Below are 16,107 nucleotides of genomic sequence, written 5' to 3'. Positions count from 1 at the left end.
GGATGCAATGATACTTTTCATTGATACCCTATACGCATAGTATAATTTTTCTAAGATGCATCACTTTTTTAACCCTATGCTATTTTGTCCGTTCCCTTGGTACGGTCTTTACTTTCCAGGGCCCGGCTCCATCCTGTTAAAATCACTGCTGCAAACACCATGACTCCACCTATCCACGCTGTATGGATCAATCCAATCGAATCCGTTATCACCCCTCCTAAGTAGGCACCAATGGCGATACCCGCATTGAAGGCGGCAATATTGATGGCTGACGCCACGTCCACTGCACTCGGCACGAAACGCTCCGCTAACATGACGACATACACTTGAAGCCCCGGAACATTCATGAATGCAAACAATCCCATTAAAATGATCGTAATTAAACCAGCTACCTTGAACGGTGCCGTGAAAGTCAATACCACAAGTACAATGGCCTGAATAAGAAACATATAGAATAGGGCATTAATAGGATTGCGATTGGCGAATTTCCCGCCAAGGGTATTTCCTATCGCTATGGCTACTCCATATATTAACAAAATCAAGGCCACGGTTCCTTCTTTAAACCCTGTCACTTCCTGAAGTAATGGCGACAGGTACGTGAAGACAACGAATGTACCGCCATACCCTAACGCTGTAATGATGAATACTAGCAGCAAACGCCCATTCGTCACCAATTTGATTTGGTCACGGAAAGTGGTCCGTGCCGCTTTTCTTAAATCTGATGGGACTAGGATGCCGTTTCCGATGAAAGCGATCAAGCCGATTGCCACAATGATGATGAAAGCGAATCTCCAGCCGAATTGCTGACCGATGAATGTTCCAAAAGGAACTCCGGTCACCGTTGCCACCGTCAGACCTGTAAACATGATGGCGATGGCACTCGCCCTGCGGTTTTCAGGGACCAAATCAGCGGCAATCGTAGCGCCGATTGACATGAAGATACCATGTGCAAGCGCTGAAATGACACGTGCGATCAATAATACACCGACCGTGGTCGCAGAAGCCGCTAATGCATTTCCGATAATGAACACGACCATTATCCAAAGCAATAAAGTCTTTCGCGACATATTCGATGTCAGTGATGTCAGGATAGGTGCCCCGAACATGACCCCCAAAGCGTATAAGGACACTGTCAGTCCCGCCGTCGTCACTGTAATGTGTAAATCCTTAGAAATGAGTGGTAATAATCCCACGCTGATGAACTCAGTTGTTCCAATCGCAAAGGCACTGATCGCTAAAGCCAGCAATGCCCATGTACTTCTATTTTTATTTGAAATCATATCCTCTTCTCCTTCTTGTCATTTTGTACTATCATTGAAATTGCCTGAGCAACTTTTTTTATAATTGGTACAGTGGAATTCGGTGTGCAAATGTTATTATGAGATATAATGCAAATAAAAAACAGTACGTACTTTAAAGTGATATAGGCACCTTTTAGTACCTATAAAATAAGGAGAGTATGCAAATCATGCAAAAAAAGAAATACAATATATCCGTAGAAGCGACACTTGAAGTAATGGGCGGAAAATGGAAATGCGTGATCCTCTGCCATCTGACCCACGGGAAAAAGCGGACTAGTGAATTGAAGCGCCTTATGCCTAACATCACTCAAAAAATGTTGACCCAACAGTTGAGGGAGTTGGAAAAGGACGAAGTCATCAACCGGATCGTTTACAACCAAGTCCCTCCAAAAGTGGAATATGAATTAAGTGAGTATGGACAAAGCCTGGAAAGTATCCTATCCGCACTATGTACATGGGGGGAAAACCACATAACAAGGGTGTATGGTGATAAGTTTTCCGTTCTCGAGGAAAGTGTCTTGAATGATCAATTAAAGTAATCCCAAATGAAAGAGATTAGCGCAATGGCTAATCTTTTTTTGTTTATAAAGACTTAACTAATGGCTCTTTTCGTAAAGATTGTTGTTTTTAAAACGAAACTATTTAAGGTTGATTGGAGCGGAAGTGCGAGACTCCTGCGGGAGCAGCGGGACAGGTGAGACCCCACAGGCGTTTACGCCGAGGAGGCTCACCACCCGCCCCGCGGAAAGCGAGCATCTGGAGGGGAAATCAACCACAATTCACTACCTGGTAAATAGCAACAAAGTATGTGAAAACAGCCTAACTAATAACGAAAACTTCACCTTCGAAAGAGCTACCTGTTTTATTCCCACCTTTATTTTTGGTATAATATGTAAAACCAAACATTTAAATTTTTTATTTTGTAATCGACGAAGTATAATGGGGAAACCAAGGAGTGACATATGAAAGTCTTATTAGAATTGTTACGCATCATATTAATATTCGGGATAGCCGGAACAATCATTTCGGCCATTGTAAACGGCATATATATAAACATGGGAGTGACTCAGTATGGCTGGCTAGGCTCGATTGCGATACTGCTTTTATTATTCGTCTGGTATAGAAATAAACTTCAGTTCAGTGGCTGGTATTCGGGAAAAGGGAAGGAAAAGCTTCCAAAAATGGTCTCGCAAATACTCATTTTGTGTTCACTATTTTTGTTAGGTGCCCCACCTGTTTTAAGTATGCTGCAGATGGTCTTTCATTAATCGGGATTCTATATCCTGGATAGAGCAGGAGTGAACGATTTGCGTAAATTGTTTAATATTGTGGTCCTCATACTCCTACTCTCTGGATTATGGTATGGATATGGTAAAGATATTCAGGAATCTGGATTCAAAGCGGGGGTTAGTGCCTTTGCATCAGATGTTCGTTCATTTATAAACGGGCCCGAGGTTACGACAGCCTTGGAAAAACTGAGTACTGGAGTCAGCAGCCTGATTGGCTCGCTGACGGAAACATTGGATACCGCTTCTGAAAAAGAATCTCAGGAAACGGAAAAAGTGAAAAAACCGGCACTGGAAGCACCTGCTGATGCATCCTTTTCAGTCCGTAATATCGAAATTGGCGACACGAAGGATGATGTAGAAAAAATGGCTGGTAAAGCTAAGCGGAATACGCGGAATGAATATGGCGTGGACTGGTTTGCCTATCACGAAAATTATCAAAACTTCTTCATGGTTGCCTACGATAACAACAATAAAGTTGTTGGTTTATATACGAACCAAGATTTGATTTCCTCAAAGGAAGGCATTAAACGCGGTACACCCAAAAAAACCGTGACGGGAAAAATGGCGGAGCCAGTAACAAAACTGCTTAAAGGAAACGTCTATTACCAGATTCGAAGTGACGGCGGCGAATACGATATGTTCGAAATGGATAATAGCTATGTGACCATTTTTTATGACAAACATGAGAAAAATACAGTCACGGCAATCCAAATCATCGACGCAAAACTCGAAAAGCAAAAGAGCGGCTATTTTGCAGAAGCCGGCCCCGGATTAAAGAAGGGCTTTGAATATCAATTATTCGATTTGACCAATGCATCACGGGTCAATCATGATCTCTCCGTGCTAACATGGGATAAACGAGTGAAGGTCACTGCCCAGGATCATAGTGCAGATATGGCCGTGAATCAATACTTCAACCATACAAACCTTGAAGGGGAATCCCCTTTTGACCGGATGGAAGATGACAAAATCAAGTTCCGAATGGCGGGGGAAAACCTGGCTGCCGGTCAGAATAGCAGTATCTTTGCCCATGAAGGCCTAATGAATTCCATTGGACACAGGGAAAACAAATTACAGAAAGATTTTGAATCCCTTGGTGTCGGAGTCGCCTTCGATAAGGAAAATAAACCATATTATACAGAGAACTATTTGACGAAATAAGAAAAAGCTGTGCACGGAAAATCCTGCACAGCTTTTTTCAGATGCCCATTTTAAATCACCAAACGAATAATCCAACGACCATGGCACTTAACAGGGAAACAGCCATCCCGCTAACCAACAGCTTCCAAACATTCCTTCCGATAATGTTAGATTTCTCATCATTGAGGATGGAATTGAATGTTCCGTAGATCATGCCCACTGTACTGAAGTTGGCAAATGACGTCAAATAAGTGACAGCCACGGCTACTGTATGCGGAGGCAGTGTACTGACTTTATCCTTTAAATCGAGCAAGGCAACGAACTCATTCGTGGCAAGCTTGATTCCCATCAATTGAGCGACATACATGGCATCATGTCCAGTTAATCCTAGCAGGAATGCAAATGGACTAAAAATGACAGAGAAAATCTTTTGAATGGTCAATCCATCCACGAAGAAGCCGAAAATGCCGTTTACGCTAGCCGTCAACGCCACATAGCCGATAACCATTGCCATGATGACGAAGACCATTTTGGCCCCAACCAACATACTGTTGGAAATGGTGGAAAAGAAATCTTTACGTTCTTCTTTAGAAGGTACATAAACGACGTCTTCTTCTTTACTGACATCGACGGGATTCAGCATATTAGCTATCAGCAAGGCATTTAAGCAGTTCAAAGGTATCGCTACAAAAACATAGGTTGCCGGTACCATGGACAGGTAGGCTCCAATGATTGAACCACTGATGCTGCTCATGCTCATTATTCCAAATGTCAAAAGACGCTGATCCTTAATCGCACTAAGTTGAAGGCGGAGTACGGCAAGTGCCTCGGTATTTCCGAGGAACATCATTTGAATCGAAAAGAAACTCTCAAGTTTCGGCAAACCGGATACTTTTGAAATGAGCCATCCCACTTTATCAATGATCCACGTAAGTATACCGAAATACGATAAAACATCAAAAAACGTGATAATGAAGATAATCGGCATCAATGCGCTGAAAAAGAAGTCCACTTGTTCATTTGCCATAAGCGAAGGAAAGACAAAAGAAATCCCTTCATTCGCACATTCAATCAACCAGGTGAAGAATGAAGCGATCAGATTGATGACCCACGCCCCTATTTTTGTCGATAACATGAACCAAGTGATAAGCAATTCAAGAACCAGCAAGGTAAGAATGGCTTTCCACTTAACGTTCTTTTTATTAGGTGAACAAAGGTAAACGATGCCCATTACCACTAAAACACCTAGTATATTCAATAAGAAATACATGCTTTCATCCCCTTTAGCTATATCATTTCCCATTCGTTTTTTTTATATAAAAAGCCCTTACCTTTTTTACACCTTCAGCCGCAGCAAGAAAGTGTGAAAAAGTAAGAGCTTTCATCGAAGCATGTTTTTTAGGATCAAGCTTTTTTCAAGCGAACCAACATTAACCTGTTCATCTCTTCTATTTTCATACTTCCTTGTAGTCCGGCATTACGGCTGCCAGGTAGAAACTATCAGACCATTGTCACTGATATTATACAAGGATATTTTTTAAATAAATTTCTCAGGAAAGATATCATTTTAAATCAGTTTATTTTTAATTACAATACGTTTTAAAGTTGTTATATTAATATAAATTTTTCGAAAACAGTCTATAAAGTCTCCGAAGGGCCAATGTGGGTAATACTTATGAAGGAGCCGGCTAAAACTATACACGGCCCCCTCTAAAGAGGCCCATTACTTCTCCTTTATTGGAAATTAGGACGTGAATTTTTGTGGATTTTTTTAATAGCCAGGAAACTCTTACTGCAATCCAGTGGATCTTAAGAGCCATTATTTCCTTCTTCTTCTTGCTTCTATCGGTTAAATTGATGGGGCAACGGTCCATTTCGCAATTAAGATTACTTGATTTCATAATGGCTTTAATTATTGGAAACATTCTTGCCCACCCTTTATCTGATGAACGGTTAGGTTTGAAGGGCTCCATGATAACAACCAGTGTATTGGTCATTTTATATATAATTAGTGTGTTTGCAAGCCTTAAGTGGGGGAAACTCCGAAGGTTTTTTGACTCAGATCCCTTTCCGCTTATCGAAAATGGACAAATCATTTACAAAAGCTTAGCAAGGGCCAGAATCTCCATCGATGTTTTATTATCGGAATTAAGAAAGGAAAAAGTCGAAGATATTCAAAAAGTATCCCTCGCGCTATGGGAACCGGGCGGTACCATTTCATTGTTTTTAGATCCCCAATATGAAGCAGTAACCCCAGCAGATATGCACCTGGCAACAAATGCCTTCACTTTTCCTAAAACGATTATTAAAGAGGGAAAGATTGATTCTAAAGAATTGAACCGGGGCGGTAAAGACGAAGCATGGCTGAAAAACAGAATCAAATTAACATATAATGCCGACGTGAATGATATCTTATTGGCAACTCTTGATAATAACGATACCTTAAAGGTCTTTTTCTACAAATAGATTTGCAGCCAAAATAAAATCCCCTTTAAGTTACGTGTAAAGCCTACTTACGACTGTAGGCTTTACACGTTCAACTTAAAGGGGATCAAATATATCCTTATTACTCCGACCAATTCAGTGTATTCAAGAACTTATACACATCTTCATACACCTGTTCACGTTCCTTGCCCAATGTGATAATATGGCCAGACTTTTCATACCAAATCAAGTGTTTATGCTGTGTATCGACTTCATTGAAAATCGCTGTAGCACTCTCCGTATAGTCTGGATCATCCAAACGCCCTTGCAGAACAAGAGTTGGAGATGTGATTAAATCTAAATTTTCACCTGTCTCATTTATAATGTTCAACACATCTTTTAGTTGAGGCATTGGCTCTTCTTCAAGCAACTTCACTTCTGCAGCAATTTGGTCTGCATCTTTGCCCTCAAACTTTTTATACGCCTGTGCATAATTGAGCAAGCGGTTCTTTTGTCGATCGATACTTTTTCCTTGCGTCGGAGCGCACATTGAAACTACCCCTTTTACAGGCAATTCAATTCCCACTTTTAATGAGAACACTCCCCCTAAAGAAATTCCTACAACTGCAATTTCCTCATAGCCTTCTTCTTTTAGGAAATTATAGCCATTGACTACATCTCCCCACCATTCCTTTGGACCAGTTTTAGCAAGTTCCTCGGCTGATACTCCGTGCCCACTATAAAGAGGTCCGTGGCAAGTATAGTCGAGATCATTTAAGTACTTCCCTAATTTCTTCATATCTCCTGTACTTCCGGTAAACCCGTGAAGCAGAAGAACTGCTCTCTTTCCACCTATATATGTGAATGACTCAGGTGCTTTCACTTTCATCTATCTAGGACCTTCTTTCTTTGCTCTTGTTGATAAATAGAATCTAAATGATTTTCGAAAAAAAATCAATTAATACCCCTTGAGTAGTGATTCTTCTATCCTATTCCGTATTTTCATTAAAACAATTAAATCATATATATAGTATCCTTACCACACTCTTCACAACTCATCCGTTCCGAAGCACATTTTACTATGATTAAATTTATTTAGCAATCGTCATTTAACCATTTTTTTTAAGAAAAGTAAAATGCACCTTGTGATACGATGTACAACGTATTACACTTTAAAAATGAAAAGGAGGAGATTTTATATGGATAAAGAATTAATGAAGGGAAGCATTGACCTCCTTTTGCTTTCACTTCTTTCGCAAAAAAAGCTTTACGGCTATGAAATAACGAAAATCCTGAAGCAAATGAGCAAGGGCAACTATGAAATAAGTGAAGGCACCCTCTACCCTGCCCTTAAACGATTAGAAAAAAAAGAATTCATAAAAGGACATTGGAAAGAGTCCGAATCAGGCCGCAGGAAATATTATCATGTCACCGAAAATGGACAAACCGAACTTGAGCGGAAACGCGAATGCTTTTTCTTCCTGGAAAAATTAGTTCGAAAAAGTTCAGAGCAATTCTAAACCAAATAAAAAGCTTTCTGTACTTAATGAAACGGCCCAGAAGCTTTTTTTGCTGTTTTACTCGCTAATTCATGCAGCACTCGTGATTTCGCACTGTTTACTAGTGAATTCGCACTGTACACTTAGTTCGCACTATTTAATCGTGAGTTTCGCACTGTTTACTCGTGAGTTTTGCTATTTTACTCGTGAATTCGCACTGTACACTTAGTTTGCACTATTTAATCGTGAGTTTGGACTGTTTACTCGTGAATTTTGTACTTTTACTCGTGATTTCGCACTGTTTACTCGTGAGTTTTGCTGTTTTACTCGTGAATTCGCACTGTACACTTAGTTCGCACTATTTACTCGTGAGTTTCGCACGTTTACTCGTGAGTTTTGCACTTTTACTCGTGAATTCGCACTGTTTACTCGTGAGTCACTTCAATCACGCAAAAAAAGGACCAAATCAGGTCCTTTTTTTGTCAATTCCTTTATGCTTGCGATAATTGGCGCAGGAGAGCTTCATGCATTCCCCTTGTACATGCGGGCCATATTTTTCACGAAAGGCTTCGAGGCAATAGCATTTTTCTTCTTCTTTTTTGGTTCCATCCATCGAGTGCATCCCTCCTAGCATTTAACTGGAGACTACACGTTTCTCCAGTTCTACGTTGATTCGTCCCAACAATACGGCACCAATGGACTGAATGATCGTTTTAACGATGATTTGCCCGATGACCGCAGCGGGTACCGCTTCCCATGGCAATATATCGGCACCCAGAGGACTTAGGCCAATCACGACAAATATCACCGAATCGAAAAATCCTCCAACGATCCCGCTGTAAAACACCCTCCAACTCATCGGGAGCTTTAAACGGGTATAAATTTCCGTATCCGCTGTTTCTGCGACCACGAAGGATAATGCGGAAGCAAACACAATCAGTAACGTATCTCCTAATAAAAATGATACACATGCAGATAAAATAAGTGCAGTGACGATGCATATATAGGTCTTCGTGCGGCCGAATTTATTCTGGACCAGATCTCGGAAGATGAAGGTTCCCCCGATGAGCAATGTCCCCATCGGGATGATGAACATGCCAAAATGTAATGGCGCAAAAGCTGCTGTAACCACATTCGCCGTGATGATGGATACTAAATACAATAAAATTCTTAACATTTCTTAATTCTCCTTATACAGAAAAAACAGCACCCTAAGAAAGAGCCCTGTTCTCCTTAGTTTTTTTGAGAGGGTAGCTAGAACCTCTTCCGCCCGGGCGGATTATCATTTTCCTTATTCATCGTAGCTTGAAAGCGGTTGGAAATCAAGAAGTTTCCATACCGTCGATTTTAGTATGTATTCGCTGAAACCGATTGATTTGGCCATTTATTTCAATGGCCCTGTTTCCCCCTTTTGCCGATTTCTGTCGCATAAAACTGCTTGACCGGCTGTATACAAAAGCTGAAAATCAAAGATAGAGTCATGTACTTTATTTGGCGAGGAGAAAAAGAATGATGAAAAAAACTACGTTTGTCTATCCTATTTATATCGCAACTACACCAGAGAAGCTTTGGGAAGCCTTGACGAGTGGTGAAGTCACGAAGAAATACCACTTCGGATTACAAGTAAAGTCTGACTGGCAAGAAGGGTCAGCCGTTAAATATTTGCTGGATGATGGGCGGATTACCGATCATGGGCATGTACTTAAATGCGAGCCGTTGCACCTGCTTTCGTTTACATGGATCATGGCAGGAGACCAAACACCCCGCGAGCAGCCTACACGGGTCACTTTTGAATTACTGAAAATGGATGATTCGACTGTGAAGTTAACTCTTAGGCATGAGGAGCTATTGGAGACAGATTTCGTCTATGATGACAATACCTTTGAAGGCTTGAATAATGGATGGCCAGCCCTTTTAAGTAACCTGAAGAGCTTGCTTGAAACTGGACGGACCCTGCCGCTCATATCAGTAGACTGGGATAATTAAACGGAAAACAATAAAAACAAATCGAAAGAGAGTTGAGTTAGTTATGGATACTCAAATAATCACGAAATTCAAGATCGTCAAGCCAACGAATGAAGTGTTTGAAGCCATAGTGAATCCTGAAAAAATCGGGAATTTCTGGTTCTCATCGAGTTCGGAAAGATGGGAAAAAGGCCGGACGCCTACATTGAGATACAATGAATACGATGCAGAAGTGGTCATTCATGTATTGGAAGTAGAGGAAGATAGGAAAATCGTGTTTGCATGGGGCGGAAATGATCAAGAAACGATTGTTGCCATTACACTAAAAGAGTTGGATAAAACGAGTACGATCATTGAAGTGAACGAATCAGGATTGAGTGAAGACGACCCTGAAATAATAAACAAAATGATCGGACAAAAAGAAGGTTGGGTATATACATTAACCTGTTTAAAGGGTTATTTAGAAAATGGCGTTACTACTTTGAGAGCATCATTAGTTTTTTAATAAATTGCATAAACCCTCAATAAACTGGGGGTTTATCCTTTGCAACACTGGTGAAACAAATGGCATAATCCCACTTAAAAACAGTACTTTATAGTTCGACCTAATAATTGACATTTGAAAATCTGTGAGCTATCATCCTAATTAACCAGTGGTCAATTAATAAGGAGGTGACAAGATGTCGCCAAGGAAATCGGCAGGTCAAGAATTATCCAGGGACATGGTGTTGAATGAAGCTAGAAACCTTTTTGCAGCGTTAGGGTATTCGAATGTCTCGATGAGGCAATTGGCTAAATCATTGGATTGCAGCCATGGAGCCATTTATTATCATTTTAAAAACAAGGCGGAAATATTTTATAGTTTGGTGAAAACGGATTTTTCCGTTTTGAATTCTTCAATCGATGATATCATCCTGTCGGAAAATGACCCTTCCGTAAAAATGGAAAAGATTTTATTGTGCTTCTTGGAGTTCGGTTTAACCCAACAGAATCATTATTCCATCATGTTTTTATCGAAGGAAAAAGAAATTCAGCAGTTACTCCAATTCGATTCTAATAAAACATACGAAAAACTAATCCAGTCCTTGACGGATCTAACGGACAACAAACTGAATCCTGCATCCATTTGGTCGATTTTTCTTTCTCTTCACGGATTCATAACTTTTTACATTAATTCTGAACTATCTTATCAAGATGTAAAAGGTTTAGCCTATTTTCATGTAAAAAATATCACCAAGAACATCATATAATTTTTTCGGAAATTATTGACCAATGGTCAATAAAACTTTGGAGGTTATGAAATGGTGAAGAAATTCCTTCATATTGAAGGACTTATGGTCCTTATAGCGGTTATTTACATCTATTCGTTATATGAATTCAGCTGGTGGATTTTCCTTTTGTTGATTTTGTCCCCTGATGTTTCCATGCTGGCCTATCTGATCAATGACCGGATTGGAGCAAAGGTTTATAACGCATTCCATACTTATATCGTGTCCATCCTCATGATTTTGTTAGCCATATTCCTAAAGTCGGATGCATGGGTGATGATTGGTTTAATTTGGACCGCACATATTGGAATGGATCGCTTATTTGGATATGGCCTTAAATACACATCATCCTTCAAAGCTACACACATGCAAAGGTTGTAATAAGCTTAAAAGGCAGTGTGATTAAACATCACACTGCCTTTACTTTACACGCCCCGCTTGTTACCCCATATATAGGTATGCAGCTGTGGCAGGACTTTCACATCATTCAATTCATCATCTGCTATCACTTTATCAATTAACTCTTCGTACTTCTTCAATAGGCCGCTGATCAATTGACGATCATCCGCCGTCCTGCTGTCGTCATTGCCGACCTGCAGATAAAAGGGAATATCCGGGTAACGCCCATGTACATGTTTGGCATATTGATAATCTTCCTCGTTAAAGACGACGATCTTCAATGAAACATGGTTTTCTGGATTTCGATTGGCAAGATTCGAGATGATTTGGTCAAGCACGGTAAAGTCCGTGTTCATTCCAGAGCTCGGCGGCTTAGGTGAGATAGTCAGTTCATCAATATCGAGAAACCAATCCTGCCATCGGCTCCCTTGTGTTTCGACCCCTATTTTCATTTTATTTTCATGTAAGACCGCTATCAAGCCGTTTAGGTTTTTCAACAGAGCCGGGTTTCCCCCTGATATCGTGACGAAGGAAAAACCGGAACCCCCAATTCGCTTCAGCTCATCCCATATTTCATCGGCAGTCATCTGAACGGTATCTTCCTTACCTGTGCCATCCCAAGTAAAAGCGGAATCACACCAGGAACATGAATAATCGCAGCCGGCCGTCCGAACGAACATGGTTTTTTGACCAATGACCATTCCCTCTCCTTGGATGGTCGGCCCGAAGATTTCCATTACCGGGAGTTTACTCACTTTCCATCCACTCCCGTCTGGCTTCGGCATAGCTTGTCGGCGTTTCGTACAGTCGAACAAATTCGACTCTAGCACCCTCATATTCTTTTAATGAAAGGGCTTCGGCCATTTTTTCATAAATCCAGACAACCATATTTTCAGCTGTTGTATTCATGAGCGGCAGGGTTTCATTCAAATAACGATGATCCAGGTGGATTTCGATGTCATTTTTCCATATATCCTTGATGTCACCAAAATCTATCATCAACCCGCGTGAATCCGTATACCCGCTCAATCCGAAAATGACTTTATACGTGTGGCCATGAAGGTTCTTGCATTTCCCTTCATAGTCATGCAGATGGTGCGCCGCGTCAAAGGTGAATTCCTTACTTACGAGAACCCTCTTGTTTGTATACTTCAATTGGCTGCGCTGAATATCTTCATCTATTTTTTGGAGTTTATCCACTATCTTAAAACCGTACATCATGAAAGCACCTTCCGTCTGCTTACATAGTCATCCAGCCCTTTTTTCCGCAGATTACATGCCGGACAATCTCCACAGCCATCGGAGATGATTCCGTTATAGCAAGTCAGGGTCTTTTCGCGGACAAAGTCGAACGCGCCAAGCTGGTCAGCAAGCTCCCATGTTTCCTCTTTATTAAGCCACATTAGCGGCGTATCAATCACGAATGACTGGTCCATCGATAAGTTCAAGGTCACATTCAAAGATTTAATGAATACATCGCGGCAGTCAGGATATCCGCTGAAATCCGTTTCACAGACTCCTGTGACAATATGTTTAGCGCCAATCTGACTCGCCAGCACTCCGGCAAACGAAAGGAACAGCAAATTCCTCCCTGGCACGAACGTCGACGGCAGCTCCCCTTCTTCTCCGTCCGCCACTGCAATATCACTTCTCGTCAATGCATTCGGGGCCAGTTGGTTCAGCAGCGACATGTCAAGGATATGGTGGTTCACTCCCAATTCCTTGGCAATGTTTTGAGCGCATTCGATTTCCAAGCTATGCCGCTGATTATAATCGAACGTCACCGCTTCCACTTCCTCAAATCTCTCCAATGCCCAAAACAGGCACGTCGTACTGTCCTGTCCTCCGCTAAACACAACCACTGCCTTTTCTTTCTTCTTCATTTCTATAAAACTCCTTTTTACGGAAAAAAACAGCACCCTAAGAATAGAGCACTGTTTCTCCTTAGTTTTTTTGAGAGGGTAGCTAGAACCTCTTCCGCCTTAACGCGGAATATTATATTTTTCCAAGTCAATAGTAACTTGAAAATGATAAGAAATCAAGATGTTTATATAAAGTGAACATTAGACCTGATGGCAAATTTGGTTAACTTTTCATTACTTAAAAATTACATTAAAAATCCGATAAAAAAAAGTGAATAAAATATCGATAAGGGGTCCAATAATTTGAAAAAAAAGCGTTAAATCCCGTATGCGGGAAATTGCTTTTTTCCCTCCCACATAAGGGAAGTTTCATTTTCATAAATTCGGGGAATATATAACTATACACAATAATGAACCATTAAAAAAGCAAATCTATCAAAAGCGGCTGGAAGTGAATATTTTCCTTTGTTTTCAGAATATTTAGTGTATAATGAATATAAGGAATATTTCAACTCAAATAATCATTGCTTCCAATACCCGCTTTCTGCACATCCCGACATTCCCTTTCAATACCATGCACGGTCACTTACTCAGCAAGTATTTATTACATGCTTTTTCTCGAATCAAACCATTCACAACTTTATTCACACAAAAACATAATTTCCACTCCAAAATTGCAAAAAAAGGTTAAACTTCACCAACGATATGTTACTATTAAACTAAGACCTTTTAACCCCATAAGGAGGAATTCATATGAAACGTTTTTTCAAATTCATCGCAGATTTTAACGAAAGAAAAGCATTGCAACGGGAAACCAAAGAATTCTTTCGCAAAGAATACGAAAATTATATGAAGATGAATCCTGACAATCAACGTAAAAAAAGGAGATTAGCTCCTAGATTTTATGTGATTGATGGCGGTAAAAAGGACTCCACCCTTGAGATTTCTGAGAGAAAGAAATCAAGTTAACCTGATTCCTTCATAATTCAGCTACCCATGCTGTAACTCAAGACCCACAAAAGGTAAATCTATCCATGATTAACGGAGATTCGTGACCATTCCATTCATTTACAATATAAAAGCCGAAAGCCCAGATATGCTTCTGGGCTTTTTTTATTTTTCATTCTTATATAAAAACACTATATCTATAGAAGAAACTAGGTATTTTTTAAAAGAAATGGGTTAACTTTAGTTCATTTCATTTTTTAGGTAAAAGGTCAATTATAGACCCATGGGTATTACCAAGGAAAAACCGGAAAAGATCACAAAAAAGAGATGTGTTCTTTTACTCATCTTTATCCATATTCAAAAGAGTTCAACTAATTGAGTCGTAAGATGCAATATTTCACATTGAATGACAAATCCATAAAAATTGTAACGTTTATGTCAAACAATGGGTATAAACAATTAATAAATTGTAATAAACCTCGCTTTTTTAAAAAATTATTATTCAAACATGAACATTATGAATCAGGTTCAAATGCTCATAAAACCATTTTGATTCTGACTGAAATGGGGCTTTATTAAACTTTCCATAATTTAGTGTAAATGAAACCTCGATTCCCTCGATTACCAGCCATATCTTTGTACTCACAAAATAATTCATCCCATTAGATACTATTACACCCTAATATACATATATTTGAAAAAGCTGATGATAACTATATTACGATAGAATAATTGGCTCTTGCCTATTAAGTTTAAAATCATGTAGTGTGTATTCAGTAATTCAAATATTTGAAAAAAAGAGAGGTTAAAAAAAAATGGCACCAATATTTATTTGTGCGATCTTTTTGCTTGGCTATGGCATTTTTGAACAAAAACGCCATCAGAAGCGTCTCGACTCCATCCCGGTACGTGTGAATGTGAATGGGATTCGAGGGAAATCGACTGTAACGCGTCTAATTACAGGTGTGATCCAGGAAGCAAAATACAAAACAGTAGGTAAAACAACCGGAACATCAGCAAGAATGATCTATTGGTTTACCGACAAGGAAAAACCGATTGTACGCCGCCCTGAAGGACCCAACATAGGAGAACAACGGCGTGTAGTTAAAGAAGTTGCCGACTTAGGCACGGAAGCACTGGTTTGTGAGTGCATGGCCGTACAGCCTGACTATCAACTAATCTTCCAAAACAAAATGATCCAGGCAAACATCGGGGTCATCGTGAATGTATTGGAAGACCATATGGATGTCATGGGACCGACTATGGATGAGGTTGCTGAAGCCTTCACTGCTACCATTCCCCATAATGGTCACTTAATAACCATTGAAAGTGAATATTTGGACTTTTTCAAACAAATCGCCAAAGAACGGAACACAAAAGTGATTGTTGCAGATAATTCAAGAATTTCCGAGGATTTCTTACGCGAATTCGACTATATGGTATTTCCGGATAACGCATCACTGGCCTTGGCCGTTGCGGAAGCTTTGGGAATTGATGAAAAAACGGCTTTCCGCGGCATGCTGAATGCACATCCAGATCCAGGGGCCATGCGGATCACCAAATTCGGAGATCGCATCCAGCCAACTTTCTTTGTCAATGGCTTTGCTGCAAACGACGCGGCATCGACGCTGAACATATGGGAACGTGTCAATACGTTCGGATACAGCACAGAACCTCCTATCGTCATCATGAACTGCCGTGCAGACCGTGTGGACCGTACCGAGCAGTTTGCTAGAGATGTATTGCCGTACATAAAATCCGAAATCGTCATTGCCATTGGTGAAACTACATCACCAATCACGAAGGTATTCGAGCAAGGTAAATTGGATACTAAAGAATATTGGGATTTAGAAAACTGGTCAACTGAAGAAATCGTGGCCCGTCTGCGCCCATTGATGAAAAATCGCATCGTCTACGGTGTCGGGAATATTCACGGTGCAGCGGAACCATTAATTGAAGCATTCATGAAATCTAAAACAAAGCAAAAAGCAAGTTAAGTAGGAGGAACCTTA

At 40.3% G+C, this 16,107-nt stretch carries 19 protein-coding genes and 3 riboswitches; of the genes, 11 read left to right on the top strand and 8 right to left on the bottom strand.

The features are described from left to right. Nucleotides 1-74: 74 nt before the first annotated feature. The gene (locus tag A6755_RS08105) at nucleotides 75-1,280 is read right to left on the bottom strand and encodes an MFS transporter (RefSeq protein WP_034309369.1); all 1,206 of its coding nucleotides are present in this window, start codon (nucleotides 1,278-1,280) and stop codon (nucleotides 75-77) included. 188 nt (nucleotides 1,281-1,468) lie between these two features. On the opposite strand from A6755_RS08105, the gene A6755_RS08100 reads away from it, so the two are divergent. The 3 genes from A6755_RS08100 (at nucleotide 1,469) to A6755_RS08090 (ending at nucleotide 3,751) form a co-directional block, all read left to right on the top strand. After that, a complete protein-coding gene (locus tag A6755_RS08100) occupies nucleotides 1,469-1,840 on the top strand; it encodes a winged helix-turn-helix transcriptional regulator (RefSeq protein ID WP_034309370.1) in 372 nt (123 codons plus the stop codon). A gap of 423 nt (nucleotides 1,841-2,263) precedes the next feature. Further along, a complete protein-coding gene (locus tag A6755_RS08095) occupies nucleotides 2,264-2,569 on the top strand; it encodes a hypothetical protein (protein WP_063590386.1) in 306 nt (101 codons plus the stop codon). Between the two features lie 39 nt (nucleotides 2,570-2,608). After that, complete coding sequence (locus A6755_RS08090; protein WP_063590385.1) at nucleotides 2,609-3,751, top strand: CAP domain-containing protein; 1,143 nt, start codon at nucleotides 2,609-2,611, stop codon at nucleotides 3,749-3,751. Nucleotides 3,752-3,806: 55 nt separating this feature from the next. On the opposite strand, the gene A6755_RS08085 is transcribed toward A6755_RS08090, so the two are convergent. After that, entirely contained in the window at nucleotides 3,807-5,000 is a 1,194-nt protein-coding gene (locus A6755_RS08085; RefSeq protein WP_063590384.1) for a nucleoside transporter C-terminal domain-containing protein, read from the bottom strand. 177 nt (nucleotides 5,001-5,177) lie between these two features. Continuing rightward, a riboswitch (purine riboswitch) is annotated at nucleotides 5,178-5,278 on the bottom strand. Nucleotides 5,279-5,491: 213 nt separating this feature from the next. On the opposite strand from A6755_RS08085, the gene A6755_RS08080 reads away from it, so the two are divergent. Then, entirely contained in the window at nucleotides 5,492-6,196 is a 705-nt protein-coding gene (locus tag A6755_RS08080) for a DUF421 domain-containing protein (protein ID WP_063590383.1), read from the top strand. A 100-nt stretch (nucleotides 6,197-6,296) separates the two neighbouring features. On the opposite strand, the gene A6755_RS08075 is transcribed toward A6755_RS08080, so the two are convergent. Beyond that, the gene (locus A6755_RS08075) at nucleotides 6,297-7,043 is read right to left on the bottom strand and encodes an alpha/beta hydrolase (RefSeq protein WP_034309382.1); all 747 of its coding nucleotides are present in this window, start codon (nucleotides 7,041-7,043) and stop codon (nucleotides 6,297-6,299) included. 310 nt (nucleotides 7,044-7,353) lie between these two features. Here A6755_RS08075 and A6755_RS08070 point away from each other — a divergent pair, with 310 nt between their 5' ends. After that, the gene (locus tag A6755_RS08070; protein WP_034309385.1) at nucleotides 7,354-7,674 is read left to right on the top strand and encodes a PadR family transcriptional regulator; all 321 of its coding nucleotides are present in this window, start codon (nucleotides 7,354-7,356) and stop codon (nucleotides 7,672-7,674) included. Between the two features lie 445 nt (nucleotides 7,675-8,119). Here the strand turns inward: A6755_RS08070 and A6755_RS26985 are convergent, their stop codons facing one another. Both A6755_RS26985 and A6755_RS08065 read right to left on the bottom strand, forming a co-directional pair. Next, on the bottom strand, nucleotides 8,120-8,266 hold the full coding sequence (locus A6755_RS26985) for a hypothetical protein (RefSeq protein WP_153246159.1): 147 nt from the start codon (nucleotides 8,264-8,266) through the stop codon (nucleotides 8,120-8,122). A 21-nt stretch (nucleotides 8,267-8,287) separates the two neighbouring features. Then, nucleotides 8,288-8,830: a VUT family protein gene (locus A6755_RS08065; protein WP_063590382.1), complete on the bottom strand. Its 543-nt coding sequence runs from the start codon at nucleotides 8,828-8,830 to the stop codon at nucleotides 8,288-8,290. A 50-nt stretch (nucleotides 8,831-8,880) separates the two neighbouring features. Next, a riboswitch (PreQ1 riboswitch) is annotated at nucleotides 8,881-8,923 on the bottom strand. Nucleotides 8,924-9,162: 239 nt separating this feature from the next. On the opposite strand from A6755_RS08065, the gene A6755_RS08060 reads away from it, so the two are divergent. From A6755_RS08060 to A6755_RS08045, 4 genes are all read left to right on the top strand, one after another. Beyond that, entirely contained in the window at nucleotides 9,163-9,639 is a 477-nt protein-coding gene (locus A6755_RS08060) for an SRPBCC family protein (protein ID WP_217349287.1), read from the top strand. A gap of 43 nt (nucleotides 9,640-9,682) precedes the next feature. After that, a complete protein-coding gene (locus tag A6755_RS08055; protein WP_063590381.1) occupies nucleotides 9,683-10,123 on the top strand; it encodes an SRPBCC family protein in 441 nt (146 codons plus the stop codon). A gap of 175 nt (nucleotides 10,124-10,298) precedes the next feature. Beyond that, complete coding sequence (locus tag A6755_RS08050) at nucleotides 10,299-10,868, top strand: TetR/AcrR family transcriptional regulator (RefSeq protein WP_034309392.1); 570 nt, start codon at nucleotides 10,299-10,301, stop codon at nucleotides 10,866-10,868. Between the two features lie 51 nt (nucleotides 10,869-10,919). Continuing rightward, nucleotides 10,920-11,267, top strand: a complete 348-nt coding sequence (locus A6755_RS08045) for a DUF4260 domain-containing protein (RefSeq protein WP_063590380.1) — start codon at nucleotides 10,920-10,922, stop codon at nucleotides 11,265-11,267. 44 nt (nucleotides 11,268-11,311) lie between these two features. On the opposite strand, the gene queE is transcribed toward A6755_RS08045, so the two are convergent. Genes queE through queC form a run of 3 tightly spaced genes read right to left on the bottom strand, consistent with a single transcriptional unit; the run spans nucleotide 11,312 to nucleotide 13,168 of the window. Beyond that, complete coding sequence (queE, locus tag A6755_RS08040) at nucleotides 11,312-12,040, bottom strand: 7-carboxy-7-deazaguanine synthase QueE (RefSeq protein WP_063590379.1); 729 nt, start codon at nucleotides 12,038-12,040, stop codon at nucleotides 11,312-11,314. Next, entirely contained in the window at nucleotides 12,033-12,503 is a 471-nt protein-coding gene (queD, locus tag A6755_RS08035; RefSeq protein ID WP_063590378.1) for a 6-carboxytetrahydropterin synthase QueD, read from the bottom strand. The genes queE and queD overlap by 8 nt, the downstream gene beginning before the upstream one ends. Then, a complete protein-coding gene (gene queC / locus A6755_RS08030; protein ID WP_034309401.1) occupies nucleotides 12,503-13,168 on the bottom strand; it encodes a 7-cyano-7-deazaguanine synthase QueC in 666 nt (221 codons plus the stop codon). Before queC ends, queD begins: the two co-directional genes overlap by 1 nt. A 55-nt stretch (nucleotides 13,169-13,223) precedes the next feature. Then, a riboswitch (PreQ1 riboswitch) is annotated at nucleotides 13,224-13,266 on the bottom strand. Between the two features lie 634 nt (nucleotides 13,267-13,900). On the opposite strand from queC, the gene A6755_RS08025 reads away from it, so the two are divergent. Beyond that, nucleotides 13,901-14,116 (top strand): hypothetical protein, encoded by a 216-nt coding sequence (locus A6755_RS08025; RefSeq protein ID WP_053536010.1) that lies wholly within the window; start codon nucleotides 13,901-13,903, stop codon nucleotides 14,114-14,116. A 794-nt stretch (nucleotides 14,117-14,910) separates the two neighbouring features. Then, nucleotides 14,911-16,092, top strand: coding sequence for a poly-gamma-glutamate synthase PgsB (gene pgsB, locus A6755_RS08015; RefSeq protein ID WP_034309408.1), 1,182 nt, complete (start codon nucleotides 14,911-14,913; stop codon nucleotides 16,090-16,092). Nucleotides 16,093-16,107 lie beyond the last annotated feature (15 nt).

It is taken from the genome of Peribacillus frigoritolerans (assembly GCF_001636405.1).
GTDB lineage: Bacteria > Bacillota > Bacilli > Bacillales > DSM-1321 > Peribacillus > Peribacillus frigoritolerans.
This window is presented reverse-complemented; position numbering and strand designations above follow the sequence as displayed.

Bases quoted from the DNA above. Each gene is read 5' to 3' on its own strand.
- queC (WP_034309401.1), bottom strand. From the start codon at position 13,168: ATGAAGAAGAAAGAAAAGGCAGTGGTTGTGTTTAGCGGAGGACAGGAC.
- A6755_RS08065 (WP_063590382.1), bottom strand. From the start codon at position 8,830: ATGTTAAGAATTTTATTGTATTTAGTATCCATCATCACGGCGAATGTG.
- A6755_RS08050 (WP_034309392.1), top strand. From the start codon at position 10,299: ATGTCGCCAAGGAAATCGGCAGGTCAAGAATTATCCAGGGACATGGTG.
- A6755_RS08095 (WP_063590386.1), top strand. From the start codon at position 2,264: ATGAAAGTCTTATTAGAATTGTTACGCATCATATTAATATTCGGGATA.
- A6755_RS08045 (WP_063590380.1), top strand. From the start codon at position 10,920: ATGGTGAAGAAATTCCTTCATATTGAAGGACTTATGGTCCTTATAGCG.
- A6755_RS08085 (WP_063590384.1), bottom strand. From the start codon at position 5,000: ATGTATTTCTTATTGAATATACTAGGTGTTTTAGTGGTAATGGGCATC.
- A6755_RS08025 (WP_053536010.1), top strand. From the start codon at position 13,901: ATGAAACGTTTTTTCAAATTCATCGCAGATTTTAACGAAAGAAAAGCA.
- A6755_RS08055 (WP_063590381.1), top strand. From the start codon at position 9,683: ATGGATACTCAAATAATCACGAAATTCAAGATCGTCAAGCCAACGAAT.
- A6755_RS08105 (WP_034309369.1), bottom strand. From the start codon at position 1,280: ATGATTTCAAATAAAAATAGAAGTACATGGGCATTGCTGGCTTTAGCG.
- queD (WP_063590378.1), bottom strand. From the start codon at position 12,503: ATGTACGGTTTTAAGATAGTGGATAAACTCCAAAAAATAGATGAAGAT.
- A6755_RS08070 (WP_034309385.1), top strand. From the start codon at position 7,354: ATGGATAAAGAATTAATGAAGGGAAGCATTGACCTCCTTTTGCTTTCA.
- A6755_RS08100 (WP_034309370.1), top strand. From the start codon at position 1,469: ATGCAAAAAAAGAAATACAATATATCCGTAGAAGCGACACTTGAAGTA.
- pgsB (WP_034309408.1), top strand. From the start codon at position 14,911: ATGGCACCAATATTTATTTGTGCGATCTTTTTGCTTGGCTATGGCATT.
- A6755_RS08060 (WP_217349287.1), top strand. From the start codon at position 9,163: ATGATGAAAAAAACTACGTTTGTCTATCCTATTTATATCGCAACTACA.
- A6755_RS08075 (WP_034309382.1), bottom strand. From the start codon at position 7,043: ATGAAAGTGAAAGCACCTGAGTCATTCACATATATAGGTGGAAAGAGA.
- A6755_RS26985 (WP_153246159.1), bottom strand. From the start codon at position 8,266: ATGGATGGAACCAAAAAAGAAGAAGAAAAATGCTATTGCCTCGAAGCC.